The organism is Maricaulis maris, from assembly GCF_036322705.1.
GTDB lineage: Bacteria > Pseudomonadota > Alphaproteobacteria > Caulobacterales > Maricaulaceae > Maricaulis > Maricaulis maris_B.
Genome location: NZ_AP027270.1, coordinates 862501 through 886433, shown reverse-complemented (window position 1 = coordinate 886433; position 23933 = coordinate 862501). Strand labels below are relative to the sequence as shown.

The 23933-nt window shown below is 64.4% G+C and carries 20 protein-coding genes, 3 tRNA genes, 2 rRNA genes and 1 pseudogene (1 of these 26 running past the window's edge); 11 read left to right on the top strand and 15 right to left on the bottom strand.

Features of this window, described 5'->3' with window-relative positions; all coding sequences use genetic code 11:
- Positions 1-122 precede the first annotated feature (122 nt).
- Positions 123-1313: an elongation factor Tu gene (gene tuf / locus AAA969_RS03980; RefSeq protein WP_338243866.1), complete on the bottom strand. Its 1191-nt coding sequence runs from the start codon at positions 1311-1313 to the stop codon at positions 123-125.
- 427 nt (positions 1314-1740) lie between these two features.
- Between tuf and AAA969_RS03975 the strand changes: the two genes are divergently transcribed.
- Genes AAA969_RS03975 through AAA969_RS03955 form a run of 5 tightly spaced genes read left to right on the top strand, consistent with a single transcriptional unit; the run spans position 1741 to position 7105 of the window.
- The gene (locus AAA969_RS03975) at positions 1741-2790 is read left to right on the top strand and encodes a 3-oxoacyl-ACP synthase III family protein (protein WP_338243864.1); all 1050 of its coding nucleotides are present in this window, start codon (positions 1741-1743) and stop codon (positions 2788-2790) included.
- Positions 2791-2794: 4 nt separating this feature from the next.
- Entirely contained in the window at positions 2795-3775 is a 981-nt protein-coding gene (locus AAA969_RS03970) for an NAD-dependent epimerase/dehydratase family protein (RefSeq protein WP_338243861.1), read from the top strand.
- Positions 3772-4569 carry an MBL fold metallo-hydrolase gene (locus AAA969_RS03965; RefSeq protein ID WP_338243859.1) on the top strand — a complete coding sequence of 266 codons (798 nt, stop codon included), beginning with the start codon at positions 3772-3774 and terminating at the stop codon, positions 4567-4569. The genes AAA969_RS03970 and AAA969_RS03965 overlap by 4 nt, the downstream gene beginning before the upstream one ends.
- Positions 4566-5846 (top strand): hypothetical protein, encoded by a 1281-nt coding sequence (locus tag AAA969_RS03960; protein ID WP_338243856.1) that lies wholly within the window; start codon positions 4566-4568, stop codon positions 5844-5846. The genes AAA969_RS03965 and AAA969_RS03960 overlap by 4 nt, the downstream gene beginning before the upstream one ends.
- Positions 5843-7105, top strand: coding sequence for a glycosyltransferase (locus AAA969_RS03955; protein ID WP_338243854.1), 1263 nt, complete (start codon positions 5843-5845; stop codon positions 7103-7105). The genes AAA969_RS03960 and AAA969_RS03955 overlap by 4 nt, the downstream gene beginning before the upstream one ends.
- Here AAA969_RS03955 and AAA969_RS03950 read toward each other — a convergent pair.
- The 4 genes from AAA969_RS03950 to AAA969_RS03935 form a co-directional block, all read right to left on the bottom strand.
- Positions 7062-7682, bottom strand: coding sequence for a DedA family protein (locus AAA969_RS03950; protein ID WP_338243852.1), 621 nt, complete (start codon positions 7680-7682; stop codon positions 7062-7064). The two genes, AAA969_RS03955 and AAA969_RS03950, sit on opposite strands and share 44 nt — an antisense overlap.
- A 132-nt stretch (positions 7683-7814) precedes the next feature.
- Positions 7815-7888, bottom strand: a tRNA-Gly gene (locus AAA969_RS03945).
- 168 nt (positions 7889-8056) lie between these two features.
- Complete coding sequence (locus AAA969_RS03940) at positions 8057-9202, bottom strand: GGDEF domain-containing protein (protein WP_338243850.1); 1146 nt, start codon at positions 9200-9202, stop codon at positions 8057-8059.
- Positions 9203-9380: 178 nt separating this feature from the next.
- Positions 9381-9466 (bottom strand) — tRNA-Tyr (locus AAA969_RS03935).
- Positions 9467-9610: 144 nt separating this feature from the next.
- Here AAA969_RS03935 and rlmB point away from each other — a divergent pair.
- Positions 9611-10411, top strand: a complete 801-nt coding sequence (gene rlmB, locus AAA969_RS03930) for a 23S rRNA (guanosine(2251)-2'-O)-methyltransferase RlmB (RefSeq protein WP_338243848.1) — start codon at positions 9611-9613, stop codon at positions 10409-10411.
- Positions 10412-10504: 93 nt separating this feature from the next.
- On the opposite strand, the pseudogene AAA969_RS03925 reads toward rlmB, so the two are convergent.
- From AAA969_RS03925 to AAA969_RS03905, 5 genes and pseudogenes are all read right to left on the bottom strand, one after another.
- Positions 10505-11245, bottom strand: a pseudogene (locus tag AAA969_RS03925) (GIN domain-containing protein); the annotation flags it as partial.
- A 322-nt stretch (positions 11246-11567) separates the two neighbouring features.
- Positions 11568-12752, bottom strand: coding sequence for a DUF819 domain-containing protein (locus tag AAA969_RS03920; RefSeq protein WP_338243843.1), 1185 nt, complete (start codon positions 12750-12752; stop codon positions 11568-11570).
- A 61-nt stretch (positions 12753-12813) separates the two neighbouring features.
- On the bottom strand, positions 12814-13425 hold the full coding sequence (locus AAA969_RS03915) for a glutathione S-transferase family protein (protein WP_338243841.1): 612 nt from the start codon (positions 13423-13425) through the stop codon (positions 12814-12816).
- 23 nt (positions 13426-13448) lie between these two features.
- The gene (locus AAA969_RS03910) at positions 13449-13847 is read right to left on the bottom strand and encodes a RidA family protein (RefSeq protein WP_338243839.1); all 399 of its coding nucleotides are present in this window, start codon (positions 13845-13847) and stop codon (positions 13449-13451) included.
- A 2-nt stretch (positions 13848-13849) separates the two neighbouring features.
- Positions 13850-15211, bottom strand: coding sequence for a M20 metallopeptidase family protein (locus tag AAA969_RS03905; RefSeq protein WP_338243837.1), 1362 nt, complete (start codon positions 15209-15211; stop codon positions 13850-13852).
- 202 nt (positions 15212-15413) lie between these two features.
- Here AAA969_RS03905 and AAA969_RS03900 point away from each other — a divergent pair, with 202 nt between their 5' ends.
- The gene (locus tag AAA969_RS03900) at positions 15414-16307 is read left to right on the top strand and encodes an ABC transporter ATP-binding protein (RefSeq protein WP_338243835.1); all 894 of its coding nucleotides are present in this window, start codon (positions 15414-15416) and stop codon (positions 16305-16307) included.
- Positions 16304-17029: an ABC transporter permease gene (locus tag AAA969_RS03895; protein ID WP_338243833.1), complete on the top strand. Its 726-nt coding sequence runs from the start codon at positions 16304-16306 to the stop codon at positions 17027-17029. The genes AAA969_RS03900 and AAA969_RS03895 overlap by 4 nt, the downstream gene beginning before the upstream one ends.
- A gap of 22 nt (positions 17030-17051) precedes the next feature.
- On the opposite strand, the gene AAA969_RS03890 is transcribed toward AAA969_RS03895, so the two are convergent.
- From AAA969_RS03890 to metG, 3 genes are all read right to left on the bottom strand, one after another.
- On the bottom strand, positions 17052-17351 hold the full coding sequence (locus AAA969_RS03890; RefSeq protein WP_338243831.1) for a hypothetical protein: 300 nt from the start codon (positions 17349-17351) through the stop codon (positions 17052-17054).
- Positions 17344-18210 (bottom strand): peptidylprolyl isomerase, encoded by an 867-nt coding sequence (locus AAA969_RS03885; RefSeq protein WP_338243829.1) that lies wholly within the window; start codon positions 18208-18210, stop codon positions 17344-17346. The genes AAA969_RS03890 and AAA969_RS03885 overlap by 8 nt, the downstream gene beginning before the upstream one ends.
- 209 nt (positions 18211-18419) lie before the next feature.
- Positions 18420-20135: a methionine--tRNA ligase gene (gene metG / locus AAA969_RS03880; protein WP_338243827.1), complete on the bottom strand. Its 1716-nt coding sequence runs from the start codon at positions 20133-20135 to the stop codon at positions 18420-18422.
- 120 nt (positions 20136-20255) lie between these two features.
- Between metG and AAA969_RS03875 the strand changes: the two genes are divergently transcribed.
- From AAA969_RS03875 to pyrC, 3 genes are all read left to right on the top strand, one after another.
- The gene (locus AAA969_RS03875; protein WP_338243825.1) at positions 20256-20690 is read left to right on the top strand and encodes a DUF1761 domain-containing protein; all 435 of its coding nucleotides are present in this window, start codon (positions 20256-20258) and stop codon (positions 20688-20690) included.
- A gap of 85 nt (positions 20691-20775) precedes the next feature.
- Positions 20776-20851: transfer RNA gene (locus AAA969_RS03870), tRNA-Thr, on the top strand.
- Between the two features lie 511 nt (positions 20852-21362).
- Positions 21363-22457: a dihydroorotase gene (pyrC, locus tag AAA969_RS03865; protein ID WP_338243824.1), complete on the top strand. Its 1095-nt coding sequence runs from the start codon at positions 21363-21365 to the stop codon at positions 22455-22457.
- 166 nt (positions 22458-22623) lie between these two features.
- Here the strand turns inward: pyrC and rrf are convergent.
- Together rrf and AAA969_RS03855 are read right to left on the bottom strand one after the other, a co-directional pair.
- Positions 22624-22738 (bottom strand): 5S ribosomal RNA (gene rrf / locus AAA969_RS03860).
- 97 nt (positions 22739-22835) lie between these two features.
- Positions 22836-23933: ribosomal RNA gene (locus AAA969_RS03855) — 23S ribosomal RNA — on the bottom strand; it runs 1694 nt beyond the window's last position.

The following is a 23933-nucleotide window of genomic DNA, read 5'->3' as shown; positions in this document are numbered from 1 at the left end:
CCTATCCAGCCCGTCCGGGACTGTCCAGACGAGCCGTCAGCAGGCTTTCCCGCGCGACCACAAAAGAAAACGGCGCGCCCCGGATGGAACGCGCCGTGATCTGTCACCAATATCGGGTGGGTCTACTCGATGATCTTCGAGACGACGCCGGCGCCGACGGTGCGGCCACCTTCACGGATAGCGAAGCGGAGCTTCTCTTCCATGGCGATCGGCACGATCAGTTCGACATTCATTTCGATGTTGTCGCCCGGCATCACCATTTCCGTACCTTCGTTCAGCGTCACGACGCCGGTGACGTCGGTCGTGCGGAAGTAGAATTGCGGACGGTAATTGGTGAAGAACGGGGTGTGACGACCGCCCTCTTCCTTGGTCAGGATGTAGGCTTCAGCCACGAACTTCTTGTGCGGGGTGATGGAGCCCGGCTTGGCCAGAACCTGACCGCGCTCAACGCCTTCACGATCCACGCCGCGCAGAAGCACGCCGACATTGTCGCCAGCCTGGCCCTGGTCGAGCAGCTTGCGGAACATCTCAACGCCGGTGCAGGTCGTCTTCGAGGTGTCACGGACACCGACGATTTCGATCTCTTCACCAACCTTGACGATGCCGCGCTCGATACGACCGGTCACAACCGTACCCCGGCCCGAAATCGAGAACACGTCCTCGATCGGCATCAGGAAGGGCTGGTCAACCGGACGCTCAGGCGTCGGGATGTATTCGTCGACTGCCGCCATCAGCTCAAGGATCTTGTCCTTGCCGATATTGTCGTCACGGCCTTCAACAGCCGCCAGAGCCGAACCCGCAACGATCGGAAGATCGTCGCCCGGGAAATCATAGGAGGACAGAAGTTCGCGAACTTCCATTTCCACCAGCTCGAGCAGCTCTTCATCGTCAACCTGGTCAACCTTGTTCAGGAAGACAACAAGCGCCGGAACGCCAACCTGGCGAGCCAGAAGAATGTGCTCACGCGTCTGCGGCATCGGGCCGTCAGCGGCGTTCACAACCAGAATGGCACCGTCCATCTGTGCCGCGCCCGTGATCATGTTCTTCACATAGTCAGCGTGGCCCGGGCAATCGACGTGTGCGTAGTGACGGTTCGCCGTCTCGTATTCGACGTGAGCCGTCGAGATCGTGATGCCGCGCGCCTTCTCTTCAGGCGCGCTGTCAATCTCGTCATAACCCTTCGCGACACCGCCGGAGGCTTCCGCCAGCACCATCGTGATCGCAGCCGTCAGCGTCGTCTTGCCATGGTCAACGTGACCAATCGTGCCGATGTTCGCGTGCGGCTTAGTCCGCTGAAACTTTTCCTTCGCCATCGATCTTCACCTCTACAGCGTCGATCTGGAGACGAATGGCCGATCGACATGGTGGTTGATTGGATGGGCATGCCACGCACACCCGGTTTAGGATGGCGCCTGATACACAAGGTCCGACCGGCTATGCAAGCCCGAATGCAGACCGCGCATCAAGATCGTCAACGGAAACGACCGGAGCGCCCGGCCCGTCGTGTATTTGCCGCTCCGGCCACCGCCGAGCCCTCAGCCTCGACGGAGGCGATCGCATGGCTCGGGCCGGCTTTCTCCACCGGCAGACCGGCCCGGGCACCTGCGCGACGCCTCATGACCGAAAAAAGCGTCTATAAATCAGGTAAATACGATTCACGGCTCTTGTCTTTTTTCTTGCCTTGCCCCGGCGCGACTGACTACGGTTTCTCCGGAGATGCCGTCGGAAAGGTCGCATATCATGTCGGTAATCAGCCAGATCGAGCCGGTCCGGGCGTCGAACACACACATCCAGCCCGTGATCCGCGGCCTCGCCCACTGCCTCGCTTCGCGGCGCCGTGATTCGACGGAGATCGACCGCGAGCTGGGCCGCACGCCCGGTTGGCTGGAACGATTGTGCGGCGTCCGCTCCCGCACCGTCGCCGGCCCGGGTGACAGTCAGGAAGCCATGGCCGCCCGGGCGGCTCGCGCGGCGCTTGACGATGCCGGGCTCGCGATGGCCGACATCGACCTGCTGCTGTTCGGCGCCGCGGTCGGGCGTCAGCCCATCCCGGCGACGGCGCCGCTTGTGAAGCGCGAACTGGGCGGGGCTGATCTTGCCTTTCCCGCCTATGACGTCAACGCGACCTGCCTGAGCGCCCTGACGGCCCTTGACCTCGCCAGCCTGCATATCGCCAGTGGCCGCGCGAGGACGGTTCTGGTGGTTACCTCCGAGATCGCGTCCCGGGCTCTGCCCTGGGACACCGACCCCAAGACGGCCGGCCTGTTTGGCGACGGCGCCGCCGCCCTTGTCGTGTCCGCCAACGCCACCGGGGCAAGCGTCGAGCTTCGGCTCCGCGACGTGCTTATGGAAACCCATTGCGAGGCGTACGACTACTGCGCCCTTGCGGCCGGCGGGACGCGGTTCGACTTCCGGACCGAGCGCGAAGCCTTCGCAGCCCACGCCCTGTTCCGGATGGACGGGCCGGAGGTTTTCCGCCTATCCGCCGAGAAGCTTCCTGCGTTCATTGCGTCCCTTCTTGACCGGTTGGGCTGGCGCGCCGACGAGGTCGATCTTGTCATTCCCCACCAGGCCTCACCCCTCGCCCTCGCTCATATGGCCCGACGCAGCGGTTTTGATGCTGACCGGGTCTTCAACCATGTCGCCGACACGGGAAACCTGATCGCCGCGTCTCTTCCGGTCGCTCTGTCCAGCGCCCGCGCCGAGGGCCGGATCCGGCCGGGCATGAAGATATTGATGATCGGCACCTCGGCCGGCCTGTCCCTGGGCGGCATCGGGCTGGAGAGCTAGCGTCATGCGTATTCTGGTCACCGGCGCGACAGGATTTCTCGGCGGCCATCTGGTCCGGCGCCTACTGGACCGGGGCGACACCGTGATCGCGGTCGGACGGAATGCGGATCGGCTGGAGGCCCTGGCGCAGGCCGGCGCGGACACAATCGCGCACGATATCGCGCTCGCCCCCCTGCCCCCGACAGACCGCGTCGATGCCTGCGTCCATGCGGCGGCGCTCTCAAGTCCGTGGGGCCCGGACCAGGCCTTCCAACGAGCCAATGTTGACGGGACCCGCCATGTCCTGCACTCGGCGCGGGCCCGCGGCGCGCGTCGCTTTGTTCACATCTCGACCCCCAGCGTCTATTTCCGCTTCGCGGACCAGCTTGATGTGCGCGAGGAGCAGCCGCTGGGCGAGCCGGTCAACAGCTATGCCCGCACCAAGCGACAGGCGGAAGGACTGGTTCTTGGCGAAACCACGCTGGACCCCATTCTACTGCGCCCGCGCGGGCTTTACGGCGCGGGTGACACAGCGCTACTGCCGCGCCTCCTGAAAGCCGCGGCCAGCCGCGCCCTGCCGCTGCTGCGGGACGGGGCGGCCGTCACCGACCTGACCCATGTCGATGATGTGGTCAGCGCGGTGGAAGCCGCGCTGGATCTCGCACCCATGCCCAATGCCGGTCCCGAACGCCGGGTTTTCAATATCTCCGGCGGCCAGCCGATGGCCATACGGGAGATCGTGGAGGCGGCAGCAGCCCGGACCGGCCTGTCCATTCGCTGGCGCCCGCTCCCGGTCTCGCTGGCCCTCGGTGCTGCCCGTGTTTCGGAGACCATCTGCCGTCGCCTGCCGCACCGGCCCGAACCGCCCGTCACCGCCTACGGGATCGGCATTTTTGCTTTCAGCCAGACCCTCGACCTGTCGGCCGCGCGCGACACACTTCGCTGGTCGCCCCGGATTGATTTCCAGACCGGGCTGGAGCGGACCTTCACAACGGTGTCGCCATGATCCATAGCCTCAGCTTTCCGAACTCGGCCATCATTCGGGCTCCGGAATGGCTGGTCCTGAAGGGCGGTCGCGGACAGATTCTGGACATTCCGGTGCGCTACGGCGTCTTCGAGCATGGCGCGGCGGGCACCTGCCTGATCGATACCGGCTATAATCACCGGGTCACCACCGGCCCTCGCTCATTTGCCCTGCGGATTTATGCGGCCCTGCTCCGACCGCGCCTGACCATGGCGACCTTGCCGGACGCGCAGCCGGACGCCCGCACGATCATCCTCACCCACCTGCACGCCGACCATGTCGCGGCCCTGCGCGATTATCCCGATGCCCGCATCATCGCCGACAAGACGGCGCTTGAGCACTATCTGGCGGCCGGACCAATCCGGCTGCGGCATGGCGTCTTCGCGGAATTGCTGCCGCCCGATGCGCTCGACCGGATCGCGGACATCAACGCCTGCCCGGAGCGCCCGGCGCCGCTGGGACTGGGACCGGCCCGCGATCTGTTTGGCGATGGCAGCGTCCTCGCGGTGCCGCTGCCGGGTCATATGCGCGGCCATGTCGGCCTGTGCTTTACGCAGTTCGAGACGCCCCTGCTCTATGCTGCCGACGCACAATGGCTGCACCAGGCCGTCATGGAAGACCGCCAGCCCGGGGGCCCCGCGGCGCTGATCCTGGATGATGCCGACCTCGCCCGCTCCACCGCCCGGCGCATTCGCCAGTTCAGCGAGCAGGGCGGCGCCGTGATCTATTGCCACGACCCGGACATCCTTCCCGAATACGGATCGGCCACCGGATGATCCGCCCGCCCGCGATCGACATACTCGCCGCCTATGCCCGGGCCCGCTGGCTCGCGTCGCGACTGACCAGCCGGACGGCGATCGAGGCCTGGCAGGCCCGGTCACTCAAGCACTTCCTCGCCAGGCGAATTCCCGCCGTCGCCGCTTATGAGGGCCAGGGCAGCCGCCGGCTGGAGGCTTATGCGCCGATCGACAAGGCCGGGATGATGGCCGCGTTCGAGCGCTACAATATCCTGGGCCTGGACGCGCAGGCGGCCCGCAAGGCCTGGCAGGACGGCACCGCACCGCGCGGCTTTGCCGTCGGCGCCAGCACCGGCACCAGCGGCAATCGCGGCTTCTATGTTGTTTCCGACGCCGAACGACATGCCTGGCTCGGCGTCATCCTGGCGCGCGGCCTGCCCGGTTTCTGGCGTCAGCGCCTGCGCGTTGCGGTGATGCTGTCGGCCAATAGCCGCCTCTATGACGCCGCCAATGAAAGCGGTCGCCTCGCCCTGCGCTTCTTCAACCTCAATGACGGGCTGGACCGGCAGGCGAGCGCGGTCGAAGCCTGGCGACCGGACGTCGTGATCGCACCGCCCAAGGTCCTGCGCCGGCTCGCCGAGCGCGACAGCGCGCTCGCGCCCCGCCATGTGTTTTCCGGTGCCGAAGTACTCGACCCGGCAGACAGGCGGATCATCGAGGCCCGCTTCGGCAGTCCCGTTCGCGAGATCTACATGGCGACGGAGGGTCTGTTCGCCGTGGCCTGTCCGCAAGGCCGCCTCCACCTGCTGGAAGACCATGTCGCCTTTGAGTGGGAGACTGCGCCCGGGAGCGAGACCCTGCTCGCCCCCGTCATCACCGACTTCACAAGACGCAGCCAGATCATGCTGCGCTACCGGATGAATGATCTGCTGGACCTCGATCCCGCCCCCTGCCCCTGCGGATCCGCCTTTACCGTAGTACGCGCCGTTGTCGGCCGGATGGATGATGTCTTCCTGCTCGCCCGGCCTCCGGGTGCCACCGACTTGCCCCCGGTCGCGGTAACCCCGGACGTTATCCGCAATGCCGTGATCGATGCGGGCCCCTGCATCAATGATTTCCGTGTCACCCAGATCGCACCGGATCGGGTTGACCTGCGCCTGCCGCGCCAGAGTGCCGCCGCTCTGCCGGATGCCCAACGGGCGCTGTCCGCGCTCTTTGTGCGCCACGGGGCCCAGGTCGAGATCGACGCGCGGGCCGAGGCCCTGCCCGTGTCGGATGCCCGCAAGCTGCGCCGTGTGGTCCGGTCCTGCCCATGAAGATCTCGATCCAGACCCTCGGAACGCGCGGTGACATCCTGCCGTTTCTCACCCTGGCGCGCGCCCTGATGGATGCCGGGCACACGATCAGCCTGTTGGCGCCCCGCGACTATTCGGCCCTGATCCGGCAATTCGGCGTGCAGGTGGCCACGCCGCCCGCCTTCTCCGTCAGCGACTGGATGCAGCGCTCGCGGGCGCGCGGCACGCTGCGCGGTCCAGTCCGCTTCTTCCGTGACTGGCCGGTGATGATCCGGCCCCATCTCGAGGATGTACTGGAGCGATCGCTCGAGGCCGCGCGCGGTGCCGATCTGGTCCTTGCCAATCCGATTGCCGTGCCGGCCCGGATTGCCGCCGAACACGCCGGCCTGCCCTTCATCCTGATGGCATTGCAGCCGGTCATAACACCAACCGGTGCGCTGCCCTGCGCCATGATTGCCCGGCGGCCGATGGGGCCCCTGCTCAACCAAGCCAGCTATCTGGCGGTCAGCCTTGCCTTGGCCGGGCTCGCCGCCAGCCTCGGCAAGGCAAGACGCCGTCTCGTTCCCGTGCCCCGGCCCGGCTTCGCAAATCTGGGTCGTCACCTTGGCGAGCCGCTGACACGGCTCACCGCCCTGCCAGCGGCGCTCGGCGTCACGTCACCCGCCGACTTTGACCCGGCCAGCCACCTGGTCGACTATCCGGCCCTGCAGTCCCCAAACAGCGCCCTCCCGGAGACCCTCGCAGCCTTTCTCGCAAGCGGACAGCCGCCTGTTTATCTGGGGCTAGGCTCGATGGAGGTAGCGGACAGCGATGCCTTGCTGGCGTCCTGGCTCGGGCGCCTCGAGGCGGCGGGCCAGAGGGCCGTGATTGCGACCAGCCTGGCCGGGCATCCCCCCGGCCCGCTCGGACCGCACTTCGTTGCCGGCGCCCTGCCCCATGACCATCTCTTCCCGCATTGTGCGGCCGTGATCCACCATGGCGGCGCCGGAACCCTGGACACGGCGAGCCGGGCCGGCTGCCCTCAGATCATTCTGCCGCAAGTCCTCGACCAGTTCTGGAACGCCCACATGCTCACCGCTCGTGGCGTAGCGGGGCATGCGAGAACGCCGCGGCCAAAGGCCGACGAGATCGACATGCTGATCGGCCACGCCCTGGCGGACGAGACCCGTTGGGCAGCCCGAAGCCTGGCGGCCAGCCTGCCGGACCCGGCGCGCGCGGTACAGCGCATTGTCGGGATCATCGAGCAGACGGCGGGCGACTGGCGAGCCCGCGCCAGATAACAACAGACATAAACCCCAGCGCGCTTGTTCCGATCAGGATGGAAGCGGCATGAGTCATCACGAAACGGCCCAGATCGAAGCCGATGAGGCCGGAGCCGGCCGCCAGCAGCCATCCATAGAGCACAAACTGGCCAACCCCGATCAGGACGCCGAGCAGCGACCCGATCGAGAACCGAAGCCAGGAGATGTCGAGGCTGCCGGCCAGGGTCGGCGTGATCCACGCGACAGGCCCCATCAATCGGCTGACGGCGACAAACAGGATCGCCCGCGCTTCGAGACCCGCCCGCGCCCGGCGCCAGGCGGCTCGGCGTCGACTGGTCCGCAACGCCAGGCGGCGCAAGGCTCCAGACAACTTGCTGCCGAGAAAATAGCCGATCTGGTCGGCCATCAGGGCTCCGGCAAGAACGGCAAGGACCGGCCAGGCAGACCCGGTCTCGTGAGCCAGATTGCCCGCCGTCAGAAAAAAGACTTCGCCAAATACGAACAGGCACGGCCCCGGCAAGGCATCCAGAAGAGCGCCGGCGAACAGGCTCGCCAGCAGCCAGGCTTCGGAGGTCTGAGCAAGGAAATCCGTCATCGCCTTATCACACTAGGCCCGGAGGCCGCCCGGCGAAATGGCAAGACGATGAGCGCGCGCATCACGGCCAGCGCGAGAACGACACCGGTCCCGTCACGGCTTGGGGCAAGGATCTGATCATCCGGAGAAGGTTGGAGCGGGTAGTCGGGATCGAACCGGCATCCTCAGCTTGGAAGGCTGCTGCACTACCATTGTGCTATACCCGCGAGACCTAACGGCCTCATATTGTCTAGCGACAAGCATCCGCGAGGTCGAGAGGGGTGTTGCACGTGTGCTGCAGCAAAATCGCACCCGATCACCCGCAAGGATCCGTGGCCGGGCGACGGGAGGCGACGGGCCGGCGGGATCGCCCGCGGCAGAGAGACGCCGCGCGCTCAGGCCCGCTTCGCGGTCGCTATAGAGGCGACCTGACTGTCGGACTCGGTCCTGAATTCAAGACGGTTTCGGCCGCTTCGCTTGGCCTGGTACAGGCATTGATCGGCTTGTTCGAGCAGATCGTTCGGGGTCAGGTCAGGATGGCCATCGGCCAGGCCAAAACTGGCGGTCGGTCGCACACGTCCGCGGCCCTCGACATCGATGGCAACGCTTTCGATCGCCTCGCGCATCCGCTCGGTCAGACGGACGGCGGCCTCTCCGGCAACCCCGTCCAGGATGACCGCAAACTCCTCTCCGCCAATTCGCCCCAGCGTATCGGTCGGGCGAATGACTGACCGGACTGCGCGAACCACCTCGATCAGCACCCGGTCACCGGCCAGGTGGCCATAGGTGTCATTGACCCGCTTGAAGTGATCCAGGTCGAAGACGACGACGGCGAACGGGGTCCCGGTCTCGCGGCAGCGGTCGACACTGGCGCTGAGCAGCTTGTCAATCGACGTGCGGTTGGCGGCGCCGGTCAGCGCGTCCGTCGCGGCCCGCTCGCGAAAATGATCGGTTGCCGCCTCGGCCGAGCGCTTGGCACGCTCGAGCCGTTCGGCGGCATTGATCATCTCGCTGCGGAAGATGGTGGCGCCGACGAAAACGAAGATCGCCATGCCACCGAGTGCGGCAAGCAGCGTCAGGCCGTAGCTGGTGACGGACTGGGCGTCGACCTGCGAGGATTGCATCACGCACCAGACATAAATCGACAGCGTCGCCACCAGATAGCTCAGCCCGGTGCGCCACCCCACCGCGAGGGCGAAGGTCATGATCCCGGGGATCATCAGGAGATTGCTGGGCGTAATGAGGGTTCGCCCCATCACGGCAAGGACCGTCAGCAAGGCCAGCACACCAAAGCCAACCACACGCGCCCGGAATTTGAACGCCGCATTGGCATTGACCCAGATCGGCGCGAGCAGGCACAGCACGGATGCGATGCCACCAATGGTAATCGCCTCGGGGGTGTCGGCAAAGAAGCGCATATTGACGAGGGTGACCGCCACTCCGGCCGAACCGGCCAGCACGCAGAACCCGGCAAGCGAGCGCCGCGACGCGACGTCGACATGCTGATCGGGCTGACTTTTGGGCCAGTAACGCCTGAGCATGAAAGGCACTCTCCAGATGCAGGCCGACCACCATGCCAGCAAATGGTTTCAACCGGCTAAATCGGGCACAACATTCTGGCTGAGGCGACCGCCATGCGGAGAAGGCGCTCAAGGACCAAGCGACCAAGGACCTATCGACGGGAGGGAGGCAGGGCCGGCGACGTCGTCAGCCGGAAAATGGTGGAGGGGGCTGGATTCGAACCAGCGTACGCTCTCGCGGCCAGATTTACAGTCTGGTGCCTTTAACCACTCGACCACCCCTCCACAGGGTGCCTTCAGGCCGCGATTTAACCGGCCTTTCGGAGTCCTGCAAGAAACAGTCTCAGCTTGCGAAGAGGCATGTTATGCCTCGGCAAATCAAGCGACCGCCCCAAAACAGGAGCGCGGACTATAGTGACGAAGACTCCCATGCGCAACACCTCCAAACGGACCGATTACACCCGCCGCTCCAAGCCTGCAGGAGCAAGCGATTCCGGCTGGGTCTGGGGGCGCCATGCGGTGCTCGCTGCAGTCGCCAACAAGCGTCGCGAAATCCTTGAACTCAAGGTCACCCGCAATGCCGCGCGAGAGCTTCCGGCCGGGACCGATCACGAGCAGGTCGAGCCGAGAGCCATTGACCACGTGCTGCCCGACGGGGCTGTACACCAGGGCTTCGCGGCCAAGGCCCGGGCCCTGCCCGCTGAATCGGTCAATGGCGTGATCGACCCGACCCATGGCGCCCTGCTTGTCCTCGACCAGATCACTGACCCGCACAATGTCGGTGCGATCCTGCGTTCGGCAGCCGCTTTCGGGATCCGTGCCGTTGTCATGCAGGACCGCAAGGCACCGCCGCTGTTCGGGACCGTCTGCAAGAGCGCAGTCGGTGCCGCTGAGCGGGTCCCCCATGTCAGCGTCACCAATATCGCCGATACCCTGCTCGAATTTCGCAAGGCAGGGCGGCATGTGCTGGGACTGGCCGGCGAGGCCGAGCTGGACCTGGCGACGGCGATCGCCGCACCGGATGGCAAGGGCTGGGGTCCGGGCCTGGTTCTCGTGATGGGGTCGGAGGACAAGGGCCTGCGCCAGCGCGTCGCCGAGTGCTGCGATCAGCTGGTGCGGATTCCGATGACCGGGGCGGTTGAGAGCCTCAATGTCTCGAACGCCGCCGCGATCGCCCTCTACGAAGCAGCAAAATGGCGTCCCGTCCGGGACGAGACGCCACCTGCCTAATGGTTTGGTTCTTGGCTAGTTGGCGTTGCCGACACGCATGACCGTCCGGCCATTGCGGGTCCAGTTCACGCTGCCCTCGATCGCCTCGACCGAGATGTCGCCACCACCATTCTCGCGGACCGTCAGATTGACGGCGGTACCGCCGAAGGCAATATCGCCCGAGCCGTTGACGGAGGCCTCAAAAGGTTCCGCGCGGCCGCCATGCACCTCGATGTCGCCCGACCCGGAAATCCGGGCTGAGAAGGCGCCATTGACCGATGCCGCCTCGACGTCTCCGGATCCGGAGACGTTTACCGCCAGGCCTGCAACGCTCCCGAACGCGACATCGCCAGACCCGTTGATCTCGACCTCGGCATCGCCGCTGACATCACCGGTCAGAACATCCCCGGAGCCGGAAATCTCAATGCTGGCCTCGTCGCCGACCGGGCCCGTCACAACATCCCCGGACCCGTTGATGTCGATCCAGGCGCGACCACCTATCGACGACGTCGTCACGTCGCCCGATCCGCTGATCCGCAATCTCACGTCGCCGGTGACGTCACCGGCCGTGAAGCGGCCGCAGCTGCGCATGTTCATCGTGAGCGAGCCGAGATCACCCGCCTGGCCGATAAAGGCGCTGTTCTCGAGCTCAAGAGCGAGCGAGGCCGGGGCCGTGATCACAAGGCTGGGATATTCATCGATATTATGCCGCTGACCCCGGTTGAGGCCGATCGTCGTGGTGTTGTTGCGGGTGTTGCAGCTGACATTGCGCAGGCGCTGTCCGCCATCAATGCGGACGGTCCCGCCGGCGTCGCTGACAACCGGATCGTCGACATGGCCGCCGGTATTGGTCATGGCCACGCTAACGGTGTCGGCGCTGCCGGTGCGGATCTCGATCCGTCCGACGAAATTCTCGATCTCCAGTGCGGTGCCGGAATAGCTCTGCGGCGCTCCGGCCAACTGGGTCGCGCTTGCAGCAACCGAGAAGAGTGCGAGGCCGGCCAGCGCGGCGCCTGTGGAGAGAAGGAAGGTCTTGGTCATGGGTCGTCCCTGTTCACGTGTTTATCCCCTGATGCATGCCGATACCGGATCGGATGCAAGCCTCGGTGATAATGGAGAACGTCGCCCTGCGATGCGCTGTCCGGAAGATGACGACTGCGTCATCCTGTCGGTCGTGTCAGCCCGGCCAGATCTGGAAAATCGCGGTGGCGATCACAGTCCCGACCGCATAACCGAGCACCCCGACCAGAACCCCCGGTGTCACCAGGTCTTTCCAGCCCTTTGCCGCTGCCAGCGCCGGCGCGGTGGTGGCGCCAAGGATCGCCGCATTCGAGGCGGTGATCAATTCCGGCAGGGAGAAGCGCAAGATCGAGCCGAGCCCGAACACGACCAGCCCGTGCACAGCCAGCAGGATTGCGATGATCAGGATCAGCATCGGTGCTGACTGCACCAGCCCGACGACATCCGCCCCGGCCGCGATGGCGGCGAAAAAGACGAAGCTCAGGGCAATCCCGATTTCATAGCCGCCATGCAGGCTGGCCATGGTCTTGGGAAAGGCCGTCGCCGGGATCAGCGCCAGCACGGTAATGATGGCATAGCGCCAATTGCCGGCGCCCTCCCCGAACTGGCTCGACAGGAGCGCCGTGATCATGTCCCCGAGTGCCACAACGATCAGGGCGAAGGTCAGTGAATAGGCGAGCGAGGCGGCGGTGACCTTGCCGGGCGTTTCCTCGACAACGACGTCGCCCTGGCTGTGGTCGCGCTTGACGAAGCGGCTCGCGATCCAGCTGACGCCCGGCATCACGGCGAGAAGGGCGAGGAAGAGCCCCGAAAACAGGTTGTCGACCGCGGTGGCCGCGGAGATGAAGGCCGGGTCGGCTTCGCCCAGCCGGGTCACGTCCAGCAGCGCCGCGTAGTTCACCGACCCGCCGATATAGGTCGCAATGAAGGCTCCGACGGCCCCGGATTCGCGTGACACCATGTCTGCCGTGCGGACACCGGCCTCATAGTCCGGAAGCGCAATCAGCGAGAAGGCGACCACGGCGCCGGCTACCGTGCCCAGACAGGCCAGGGCAAAGGCGCCGGTCATCCGCCCCGTCTCGAAGAGAATCCTGCGCAGGTCCGCCTTCATCAGGAAGAGCGGGATCAACACCGGGACGAAATAGCGAAATACGAAAGAATAGCCTTCCGAATCCTGCGGGATGAGCCCGATATTCGACGCGAGGATGGCAAACAGGATGGCCCAGACCGCACCGGTCAGGAGCGCGCCGATGCGGGTCTTTTCCATGAGAAAACCGGCGGCCGCGATCGCAAAGAGCGCCGCCACGGATGCAACGGCATTATCAGCCGGAATCAAAGACATGGATTTCCTCTCAAAATCTGGGGCGAGCCTAGACGCCGGCCCTGATGCCCGCAATCAGCGATCACCCCTCATCCGCCAATTCGGCTTCACGCTCCATCGCGCGTTTGAACGCCGGGCGGCTGACCAGGCGGTCGACATAGGCCGCGAACGGCTCGGTGCGCTCGAGAAGTTTGAAATTCATCATGAAATTCAGCGTCGAGCCGACCATGAGATCGGCCGCCGTGAACCGGTCCCCGACCAAATAATCCTTGCCATCAAGCGCCTGGGCGAGCGTGGCCTTGACCGAGGCAAGATCGCCCCAGCCAGCCATCTGCCGCGGCGTCTCGCGCGACATGGCCTTGTCGATGAAGGCGGGCTCCATGGCGGATCCGGCGAAGAAGAGCCAGCGCAGATAGCTGCCGCGACCCGGCGCATCAACCGCAGGGGCCAGCCCTTGCCCGGGATAGCGATCAGCCAGCCAGGCGCAGATGGCCGGGCTTTCGGTGATCAGCTCTCCGCCGACATCAAGCGCCGGGACCTTCCGCATCGGATTGACCGCGCTATAAGCCTCGGACTGAATATCGTCGCGAATGTTGACCACGCGTAGCTCATAGGGCTCGCCGATTTCCTCGAGCATCCACAAGGCGTGGAAACTGCGCGTTCTCGGGCAGAGATAGAGTGTGACATCAGTCATGGGCGTCTCCGTTACGCGCAGTCTCAGTCGGTATCGAAACAGGCATCGGCCTCGATCTCGATCAGGAAATCCTGGCCGATGAAACGGGATATCTCGACCATGGTGGTGGCCGGTGGATGGTCCCTGAAAACCGCGGCATGCGCCCGGCCGAACGCCTCCCAATGATCGATGTCGGTCACAAACATCCGCGTCCGCACCACATCCTCGATCGTCCCGCCCACATCAGCCAGTGCCGCGGCGATGATCTCGAAACAGCGCCGGGCCTGGGCTTCCGGGTCACCAATGGCGAAGGGCTCGCCATTGGCCCCCAACGCAACCGTACCGGTGACCCAGGCGAGATTGCCGCGCCGGATGGCGCGGCAATACCCGACCTGGTTCTCCCAGCTCGCCCCGGTGAAGCTCCGGCGCGTCGTGCCACCCATGCCTATTCGGCTCCGCTACCGGCCAGGATGTCGAGCGCGACAGCGGTCATCGCTTCGGCAGCCTGGGTGATGGAGCCTTCCGGATCGTCCGGCGCGAAGAAGGGCGAATGGTTCGAGGGCGGGACCAGGCCGCGGGCGGTGTAATCGGCCAGACGTTCGCTGGTCGTGCCGCCGACCCAGAACATGAAGGTGGGGATATTGGCTGCGGTCCGGTGATATTGCGAGAAGTCCTCTCCGCCCATCACCGGTGAGGTTTCAACAACGGCCTCGGCCCCGAAACGGGCCCGCATCGCCTCGACCGCCCGCGCCGCGAGGTCGGGACTGTTGTAGAGGGCCGGCGTATAGGTCTCCTCGATCTCCACCCGCGGATACTCCTCCGGGGTCAGCCCGTAGGAGGCAGCCTGGGCGGCCGCGATGCGCTGGATGCCGGAAAGCAGTTGCTCGCGCACTTCATCGGTATAGGAGCGCACGGTGAGCTGGAGATGGGCCTGGTCCGAAATGATGTTGTGCTTGGTGCCGGCGTTGAAGGCGCCGACGGTCACCACGGCCGGCTCGAGCGGCGAGACTTCGCGCGACACCAGGGACTGCAGCGACACGACGATCTGCGAGGCCAGATAGATCGGGTCCTTGGTGGTATGCGGATAGGCCCCGTGACCCCCGCGCCCCTGAACATAGATGTCGACGGAATCGACATTCGCCATCGCATATCCCGGCACATAGGTAATCGTGCCGGTCGGGATGGCCGAGAAGGTGTGGAAGGAGACGTTGAAGTCCGGCTGCGGGAAGCGCTCGAACAGACCGTCTTCAATCATCGCGACCGCACCCTCTCCGAGCTCCTCGGCCGGCTGGCCAATCAGCACCAGTGTGCCGGACCATTCATCGGTCCGCTCGACCAGCTGCCGGGCCGCACCGACCAGGGCGGTCATGTGGGTATCGTGGGCACAAGCATGCATGACCGGGCTCTCGACGCCGCGAAGGTCGGTGCCCGTCACTTGCGAGGCATAGTCCAGACCGGTCTGCTCGGGCACCGGCAGGCCATCCATGTCGGCGCGCAGCATGAGGGTCGGCCCCTCACCGTTTTCCATCACTGCAACGATGCCGGTCTGACCGACCCCCTCGGTGACCTCGAAGCCAAGCGCGCGAAGCTCGCTGGCCAGACGGGCAGCCGTCTCGGTCTCGCGGAAGGAGAGCTCGGGATTGGCGTGGAAATGCTGGTAGAGTGCTTCCAGATGCGCTTCGTAGTCAGCCGCAATGGCGTGCCGAAGGGCGTCATCGCCCGGCTCGTCCTGGAAGGCGGCCGCAACGGGCTGAATGGCCAGTGCCAGCGTGACGGCGGCGACGGCCGAGAACAGATTGCGTTTCATGATCGAACTCCCCTCAATGAGCTGACGCCATTCGACCCAGCTAACGGGCAAAGGTCAATGCGCGCTGCCTGTGCGAGGGTGAGCGGGACGCGGATTTCCACAATCCCGCTGCCCCCGCAGCTCGCGGCCCTTGTCACCGGGCGGGTCGTCGTCGCCTACTGGCACCATGACAGATACGGTCCTATCCCTTGACAACGTCACGATGCGCTACGGCAGGACGACAGCCCTGAACGCAGTCAACCTCGCCATACCGGCCGGCGCGATCTACGGCTTTCTCGGACCCAACGGAGCCGGCAAGACGACAGCCATCCGCTGCGCCATGGGCTTGCTGACACCACGCTCCGGACGCGTCACCATCAATGGCCACGACCTCGCCCGAGCGCGCAGCAAGGCCCTCGCCAGTGTCGGCGCAGTCATCGAGACCCCGGCGCTTTTCCCCAACCTCACCGGTCGCGAGAACCTCGATGTGACCCGGCTCCTACTGGGTCTCGCACCCGGCCTGATCGATCAGGCGCTTGATCTTGTCGACATGCGCGCCGCGGCGGATCGCCGGGTGGGGCACTATTCACTCGGCATGAAACAGCGCATGGGCCTCGCGCGGGCCCTGCTCGCCGAACCGCGCCTGCTGATCCTTGACGAGCCCACCAACGGGCTGGATCCGGCCGGGATTCGCGACATGCGCGCCCTGATCCGCGCTTTGCCGGACCGGACCGGCGCGACCATCTTCATGTCCAGTCACCTGCTGTCGGAGATCGAACAGGTCGCCACGCATGTCGGCCTTCTGAAGAACGGCCATGTCCTCTTCGACGGGACCATGGCGGCGCTGTCCGAGCAGCAAACCCCGCGCCTGCTGGTCACGGCCAGTCCGGCCGATAATGCTGAAACCGTCATTGGTGCGGCGGGCTTCACCGATGTGATCCGGGAACAGGACCGCTTCACCCTTGCCGACCCGGTCGCGATCACACCGGATCGGGCGGCCGCACTCAATGCCGCGCTTCACACCGCTGGCTGTACGGTCAGCGAGCTGCGCCTGGAACGCGCCGATCTGGAAACAACCTTCATGACCCTGACCGGATCTGCGGAGGCCGCAGCATGATCAACACCCTTATCGCCGAAACGACAAAGCTGCGCCGGTCCCTCGTCCTGCTAGTCGCCGCAACGCCGCCGCTGATGGTGTTCGCGCTCGGCGTTCTCGCCGTGGCCAGCGGCAATGCCCCCGAGGACTGGGCCATCATCATCATGGCCGGCTCGGCGGTCTGGGGATATTTCCTGCTGCCGATGAGCGTGATCGGCGTGACGGCGTTGATCGCCCAGGTCGAGCATGGTCCGAGCACCTGGTCACACACCCTCGCCCTGCCGGTCCCGCGCTGGCAAATTTTCCTGGCCAAGGCACTCGTCAGCACCAGCTTGCTGGCCGTCATGAGCCTCGCCGTCGCCCTGGCCAGCTATGCCAGCACCACCGTCGGGCTGATGCTCAACCCCGAGCTGACAATGACCGGCGCCTTCGACACCCGCCTCGCCTTGCGCCTCTATGGCCTGATGTTTGTGGCCGGCCTCCTGGTCATGGCGATCCAGTGGACCCTGGCCATGCGCTTTCGCAGCTTCGCCGTCCCGGTCTCGGTCGGCATCGGCGGGACCTTCGTCGCGGTCGCTGCGACCTCGGCGCAGGCGGGTCTGTATTTTCCGTGGCTGATGCCGGTAAACGTGCTCGCCGCGGATGCCGGCCGTGCGGAGCTTGCCGTGATGATGGGCGGTATCGGCGGTGTTCTTGCCTTCGCCGCCGCGATTGTCTGGCTGAGTCGCCGCGACTGGGGCTGACCGGAGCACGCACGCAGCCTGGCTAGACCGGCTTGGCCTTGAAATGGCGGATATCTTCCTGGGCCGCGAGGCAAGCCGGGCGCAACTGCTCGGCCTGCGGGAAGTCATGTACCCGCGCCCACAGCGAGTCCTTCAGGGCCGCCGGATAGGACTGGAAACGACGGGCCGCATGGCCGATGGCCAGAATGCCGGCATTGATCATCCACGGATCGTCCGACGCCACGGCGAAGGCCAGCGGCGCGTCGAGCGCGTCCAGCGCATCGCAATCCATGGCGATACCGACAATGTCGAGAGGAGCGTAGGTATCGGGTGTGTCAGTCATCAAACGGCTGTTCGGCTAACCGCACCGGGCCGGGCATGTGACAGGCCTCGATCACCGGCGGCGGGGTTTCGAAAAAGAATTCATGCGTCCGGTTGCGGCGGGCCTGCTTGGCATTGAAGAAGGCCTGCCCGTCGGTTCGCATGACCTCATAAGCCGGACGCGTGGCCGGTGGAAGGTCGGAGGCCATACGGACGGACAGGATGGTGTCGCGCTCCACAGGGTCCGCGATCACCCCGGAATTCACCGCCGGGTCGCCGCGCTGCAGGGCCTGGACATGCTCCATGCCGTCAATCACACGACCGAAGACCGACATGATGCGGTCAAGATGGCGCGGCCCGTGCCCGATCACGATGTAGAATTCGACATCCCCGCTGTCCGGATCATTGTCGCGCGCCATGGCGACCGTGCCGGGGCAATGGATCGGCCAGACTTCGTCGCCCGCTTCGTTTCTGGCCGCGGGAAAGCCGTCGACATGACCGACCGTCGGCGCATACAGGTCCGCATCCATCATGGCCGTGAAGGTGACGCTGTCGGCCGGGACCGTGAACTCACCGGCGAGGGTCGGATACTCTGGCAGCTCGACCGAGTCCGCCTCCTCACCGCGCCCGCCCTGGGCCACGAAGCCATCAATCACGCGATAGAAGCTGAGCCCGTCGAAAAAGCGGTCCCGCGCGGCCTGGCGCATGCGATCGGCGTGGTTGGGCGCGATCCAGTCGGCCAGCTCGATGGCGATGGTGCCGTCCTCGACCTCGATCAGAAGAAGATCTTCCGGGGCGACGGGACGCCAGTCGGGATCGGGCTGGGCGGTGGCAGTTCCCGCGAAGACACAGGCAGCAAGCGCAACTGTCAGACGTTTCATAGCGTCAATGATGAGCGCGCCCGCGCCCATCCCCCCATTGAGTTCTTGTCGGCCAGTGGGCCTCGTGACGAAGAGTTCGTCAAGGCCACCCAACGGTGCCGCGAAGCGGGCATGCGCCTCAACGACGTCTTCGTCACGGAGCGAATTCCCGGCACGGGATCAATACCTTATAGCGCCTGAAACCAGGCGAGCGGGCGGGGCAGAGCGCCTTACTCGCCCGGCGCCCCGCCAAAGCGCTCCGTCCACTCCGCCACTTGCGCATCCTCGATCTTCGCGAAGAGCACATCCGGCGGGGTAATGGCGAGGCCATGCGGCAGGGTATCGAGCAAGGCCGGAATATCCCCGAATTCCCAGCTGCGCCTGTCCGTCGGCACACCCACCGCGTCGAGGATCTTCGCGGCCGCCTCGGGGATGAAAGGCTGGGCGAGGATACCGAACAAGGCGACCAGGTTGAGACCGGTTCGCACACCAACCGCGGCCGCGTCGACATCGCTCTTGTACTTCACCCAGGGCTCGGCCCTGGTCAGGTATTCATTGCCGGCCGCCCAGATGGCGCGCACTTCCGCCGCCGCCTTGCGGAACTCCATTGCTTCCATATGGGCGATCAGGGCCGGGAGACGCTGATCAAGCTCGGCCGCCATCCACGCCTCGTCCTCACCCGGCCTGCCGGCGGAGGGCAAGCTGCCGTCAAACTTGGCGACGGTGTATTTGGTGATCCGGTTGACGAAATTGCCCAGAACATTCGCCAGGTCGGAATTGATCAGCCCCTGAAAATGCTCCCAGGTAAAGGCCGCATCCGAGCCTTCCGGCGCGTTCGCAGTGAGATACCAGCGCCAGTAATCACCCGGCAGGATATCGAGCGCCTGGTCCATGAAGACGCCGCGCTTTTCCGAGGTCGAGAACTTGCCGCCATACCAGGTCAGCCAGTTGAAGGCCTTCAGCTTGTCGACCGTCTTCCACGGCTCTTCCGAGCCGAGGATCGTGGCCGGGAAGGAGACGGTGTGGAAGGCGACATTGTCCTTGCCCATGAACTGGACATAGGTGACGTCGTCGGCACCCTTGTCGGTCCGCCACCAGCTTTCCCAATCACCGTTCCCGGCCTCGGCCCATTCTGCCGTGGCGCCGATATAGCCGATCGGGGCGTCAAACCAGACATAGAAGACCTTGGTCTCGAAGCCTTCGCGCGGCGTGCCCTCATGGGCGACCGGCACACCCCATTTCAGGTCCCGCGTGATCGACCGGTCACGCAAGCCCTCATCGAGCCATTTATAGGCAATCGACTTGGCCAGGCTCGGCCATTCGGTGGCGGCATCGACCCAGTCGCGGATCCGGCTTTCCATCTTGGTCTGGACGAGATGGAGATGCTTGGTCTCGCGCACTTCCAGATTCTTCGAACCGGAGATCTTCGAATAGGGTTCTTTCAGATCGGTCGGCTCGAGCAGGCGGCCGCAGCTGTCGCACTGATCCCCGCGGGCACGCTCGAAACCGCAATGCGGGCACGTTCCCTCGACATAGCGGTCCGGCAGGAAGCGGTCATCATCGATCGAGAAGACCTGCTCCTCGACGCGCTCGACGATCAGCCCCTTGGCTTCCAGCACATCCGCGAAATGCTGGGTCAGGCGGATATTGGGCGCATTCGAAGTGCGGCCAAAATAGTCATAGCTCAGGGAAAACCCGTCGCCGGCCCGCTTCTGGATATCATGCTGCTCGTCGCAATAGGCGCGCACATCCATGCCGGCCGCGTCGGCAGCCAGTTCGGCTGGCGTGCCGTGCTCGTCGGTGGCGCAGATATAGAGGACGTCATGGCCGCGAAGGCGCTGAAAGCGCGCATAGACATCGGCCGGCAACATGGACCCCGCCAGATTGCCCAGATGCTTGACGCCATTGATGTAGGGAAGAGCGCTGGTGATCAGTATACGGGCCATAATCAGACTTCTTCTCTCGCGCGGATATTGGAGTAAAGTGCTCGCGTGACAGGCGAGTCTCGGGGGACATCGCCTCGCAGGGCGAGACATACAAGCCCTGCCATGGGGAGGAAACAGGAAATGCCGCGAATTTTTGGATTGAATATCATCGCCGTGCTGGTTGCCGGCATCGCGCTCTGGTTCATCGGAGCGCTTTTCTACGGTGTGCTTTTTGCTGATCTCTGGATGGGGCTGTGGGGGTTTGGCGCCAGCGACGAAGCCCGCATGGAAGGCTCGATGGGCGCGACCATGGGGGCCGGCTTTGTGCTCAGCCTGCTGGTCGCCGGCGTGCTGGGCTTTGCCCTCAAGGCGCTCAAGGCGGACGGTCTCGTCCCGGCCATCAAATGGTCCGTCTTCCAGTGGGCCGGCTTTGTCCTGACCACCATGAGCTATGACATCATCTACGCCCTTCAGCCGCTGATGCTGCTGGTGCTCGACGGTGCCCACATGCTGACCGGTTTCGTGGTCATGGCCGTCCTTCTGACCGTACTCGACAAGGTCGCCGTCAAGGACTGACGGGGCTGGCAGGGATGGAGGCGGGCGCAATTGCAGCAAACACTTGTCGCGCCCGCCGCGCCCGCGTATCAGACCGTTTCTGGATGCCGGCTTAGCTCAGCTGGTAGAGCACCTGATTTGTAATCAGGGGGTCGGGGGTTCGAGTCCCTCAGCCGGCACCAGATGTTTCCGCGACATGTATGACAGCATTTGTGACGGCATGTTCTCGCCCGCATTTCAGGAAACGACACCCGGGTCACGGATGACAGACCGGCGCTCCGGCGAGGCGCGGCATGCGTGCGCTGGAATGGTGGGCGGGAACGGTGCGCGAGAATGGTGTGTGCGCGGACTTTTCATGTCCCCTTTTTCACCGCCGCTCGCCGGGCCGGCCTGCGCGAGAGTGCACGCCCGGACACGCGATAATTGTGTCCGTCCCGGTTCTTCCGGCAGGGACAAATCGTGGTGCATCCCGTTGCTGGCGACCGCTTCCCGAGAATCGACTGATGACGTCATCGCATCAGCGGATCGACTGGCCGGAACGGACGAAGCCGCCCTCGACGTGGCCGGTAGGTTTGTTGCACCCGTCGTGCAGTCAGCCACTGCATCCATCTAGCTGGGTTGCGACAAACCGGGTTATGGTCCGGCCAACGCTTGAACTGACACGCCACCACGCTTTCCAGGGGCCCGAGACTGATGACCGACGCAACGCCGCATCCGACCGCCGCAGCCGAAATCAGCGCCGTCGACCGGCTTGTCCTGCGCCGACCGGATGACTGGCATGTCCACCTGCGGGACGGGGCGATGCTGTCCTCGGTGGTGAATTTCACAGCGCGGCAGTTTGCCCGCGCCATCGTCATGCCGAACCTCGCCCCGCCGGTCACCACCGTCGCCGCAGCAGACGCCTATCGACAGCGTATCCTGGACGCCGTCGAGCCCGGCCTCGATTTCACGCCACTTATGACCTGCTATCTGACGGACACGATCGACGCGGCCGAGATCGAGCGAGGCTTTGCCGACCAGGTGTTCACCGCCTGCAAGCTCTACCCGGCCAATGCGACCACCAATTCCGATCATGGCGTCACCGACATCAAGCATATCCATGGTGTGCTGGAGACCATGCAACGGATCGGCATGCCACTCCTGCTGCATGGCGAGGTCACCGATCGCCATGTCGACATCTTTGACCGCGAGGCGGTCTTCATCGAGCGGATCCTCAAAGGGCTGATCGCCGACTTCCCCGAGCTCAAGATCGTCTTCGAACATATCACCTCGGCCGACGCGGTCGCCTTCGTCGAGGCCGGTGGTCCGACGCTGGCGGCGACAATCACGCCGCATCACCTCGAATTCAACCGCAATGCCATGTTCGAGGGCGGCATTCGCCCGCATTTCTACTGCCTGCCGGTGGCCAAGCGGGAACAGCACCGTCTGGCCCTGCGCCGCGCCGCAACGTCCGGATCGGCCAAGTTTTTCCTTGGCACGGACTCAGCGCCCCACCCCATCGGAGCCAAGGAAGCCGCCTGCGGCTGCGCCGGCGTTTTCAATGCTCCCCACGCGATCGAGAGCTACGCCAAGACCTTTGAAGAAGAAAACGCACTCGATCGCCTCGAGGGTTTCGCCTCCGAACATGGTCCGCGCTTTTACGGCCTGCCGCTGAATACCGACCAGATCGTCCTGGAACGCAACCCGCAGCCCGTGCCGGCGCGCATCGAGGCCAACGGCGCCATGATCAGCCCCTTCCACGCCGGCGAGACGCTCGCCTGGCGGATCGCCGGAGCGGGCGCGAACTAAGGTGCCATCCGGGGAAAAGGCTGCGGCCTTACGGCCCCGCAGGCGGCTGGTCTTGTGTTTGTTTTGTTGAGTTGTGAGTGGAATTTGGACAGCAGAACGCCCCCGGCTTTTGGCTCGGGGGCGTTATGTTTGATCATGTTATGGAGGACTTAGATCTAGCGTGCAGACCGGGCAGCGACCTACTCTCCCACACCTTAAGATGCAGTACCATCGGCGCTAGGGGTCTTAACGGCCGTGTTCGGGATGGGAACGGGTGCGGTCCCCCTGCAATAACCACCCGGTCAGCGCGTTAGATCCAAGGATTGAAGAGACATTCTGATCTGTATTTTCGAGGTGTTGCTTTGTTCGACGAAGCGTTCGCCGGACATGAGCATCTTCAAGATCAAGACAATCGAGTAATTAGTACCAGTCAGCTTCACGTGTCGCCACGCTTCCACATCTGGCCTATCAACGTGGTGGTCTTCCACGACTCTCAAGGGAAAACTGGTTTTGAGGGGGGCTTCCCGCTTAGATGCATTCAGCGGTTATCCCTTCCGTATATAGCTACCCTGCTATGCTGCTGGCGCAACAACAGGTCCACCAGAGATACGTCCACCCCGGTCCTCTCGTACTAGGGGCAGCTCCTCTCAATTTTCCGACACCCACGGCAGATAGGGACCGAACTGTCTCACGACGTTCTAAACCCAGCTCACGTACCGCTTTAATTGGCGAACAGCCAAACCCTTGGGACCTGCTCCAGCCCCAGGATGCGATGAGCCGACATCGAGGTGCCAAACAATGCCGTCGATATGGACTCTTGGGCATCATCAGCCTGTTATCCCCGGCGTACCTTTTATCCGTTGAGCGATGGCCCTTCCATGCGGGACCACCGGATCACTATGGCCGTCTTTCGACTCTGCTCGACCTGTCAGTCTCACAGTCAGGCGGGCTTATGCCATTGCACTCAACGAGCGATTTCCGACCGCTCTGAGCCCACCATCGCGCGCCTCCGTTACTCTTTGGGAGGCGACCGCCCCAGTCAAACTACCCACCAGACAGGGTCCCGGACCCAGGTTCATGGGCCGCGGTTAGATACCAACAATTATCAGGGCGGTATTTCAAGGATGTCTCCACCAGAGCTGGCGCCCTGGTTTCATAGACTCCCGCCTATCCTACACAAATAATCGCTAATACCACTGTCAAGCTGTAGTAAAGGTGCACGGGGTCTTTCCGTCTGACCGCGGGAACTCCGCATCTTCACGGAGAATTCAATTTCGCTGAGTCTATGCTGGAGACAGCGGGGAAGTCGTTACGCCATTCGTGCAGGTCGGAACTTACCCGACAAGGAATTTCGCTACCTTAGGACCGTTATAGTTACGGCCGCCGTTTACCGGGGCTTCAATTCGGAGCTCTCACTCCTCCTTTTAACCTTCCGGCACCGGGCAGGCGTCAGACCCTATACGTCGTCTTGCGACTTCGCAGAGCCCTGTGTTTTTA

Excerpts from the sequence above, each read along its gene's own strand:
- tuf (WP_338243866.1), bottom strand. The coding sequence starts at position 1,313 with ATGGCGAAGGAAAAGTTTCAGCGGACTAAGCCGCACGCGAACATCGGC.
- AAA969_RS03975 (WP_338243864.1), top strand. The coding sequence starts at position 1,741 with ATGTCGGTAATCAGCCAGATCGAGCCGGTCCGGGCGTCGAACACACAC.
- AAA969_RS03970 (WP_338243861.1), top strand. The coding sequence starts at position 2,795 with ATGCGTATTCTGGTCACCGGCGCGACAGGATTTCTCGGCGGCCATCTG.
- AAA969_RS03965 (WP_338243859.1), top strand. The coding sequence starts at position 3,772 with ATGATCCATAGCCTCAGCTTTCCGAACTCGGCCATCATTCGGGCTCCG.
- AAA969_RS03960 (WP_338243856.1), top strand. The coding sequence starts at position 4,566 with ATGATCCGCCCGCCCGCGATCGACATACTCGCCGCCTATGCCCGGGCC.
- AAA969_RS03955 (WP_338243854.1), top strand. The coding sequence starts at position 5,843 with ATGAAGATCTCGATCCAGACCCTCGGAACGCGCGGTGACATCCTGCCG.
- AAA969_RS03950 (WP_338243852.1), bottom strand. The coding sequence starts at position 7,682 with ATGACGGATTTCCTTGCTCAGACCTCCGAAGCCTGGCTGCTGGCGAGC.
- AAA969_RS03940 (WP_338243850.1), bottom strand. The coding sequence starts at position 9,202 with ATGCTCAGGCGTTACTGGCCCAAAAGTCAGCCCGATCAGCATGTCGAC.
- rlmB (WP_338243848.1), top strand. The coding sequence starts at position 9,611 with ATGCGCAACACCTCCAAACGGACCGATTACACCCGCCGCTCCAAGCCT.
- AAA969_RS03920 (WP_338243843.1), bottom strand. The coding sequence starts at position 12,752 with ATGTCTTTGATTCCGGCTGATAATGCCGTTGCATCCGTGGCGGCGCTC.
- AAA969_RS03915 (WP_338243841.1), bottom strand. The coding sequence starts at position 13,425 with ATGACTGATGTCACACTCTATCTCTGCCCGAGAACGCGCAGTTTCCAC.
- AAA969_RS03910 (WP_338243839.1), bottom strand. The coding sequence starts at position 13,847 with ATGGGTGGCACGACGCGCCGGAGCTTCACCGGGGCGAGCTGGGAGAAC.
- AAA969_RS03905 (WP_338243837.1), bottom strand. The coding sequence starts at position 15,211 with ATGAAACGCAATCTGTTCTCGGCCGTCGCCGCCGTCACGCTGGCACTG.
- AAA969_RS03900 (WP_338243835.1), top strand. The coding sequence starts at position 15,414 with ATGCGCTACGGCAGGACGACAGCCCTGAACGCAGTCAACCTCGCCATA.
- AAA969_RS03895 (WP_338243833.1), top strand. The coding sequence starts at position 16,304 with ATGATCAACACCCTTATCGCCGAAACGACAAAGCTGCGCCGGTCCCTC.
- AAA969_RS03890 (WP_338243831.1), bottom strand. The coding sequence starts at position 17,351 with ATGACTGACACACCCGATACCTACGCTCCTCTCGACATTGTCGGTATC.
- AAA969_RS03885 (WP_338243829.1), bottom strand. The coding sequence starts at position 18,210 with ATGAAACGTCTGACAGTTGCGCTTGCTGCCTGTGTCTTCGCGGGAACT.
- metG (WP_338243827.1), bottom strand. The coding sequence starts at position 20,135 with ATGGCCCGTATACTGATCACCAGCGCTCTTCCCTACATCAATGGCGTC.
- AAA969_RS03875 (WP_338243825.1), top strand. The coding sequence starts at position 20,256 with ATGCCGCGAATTTTTGGATTGAATATCATCGCCGTGCTGGTTGCCGGC.
- pyrC (WP_338243824.1), top strand. The coding sequence starts at position 21,363 with ATGACCGACGCAACGCCGCATCCGACCGCCGCAGCCGAAATCAGCGCC.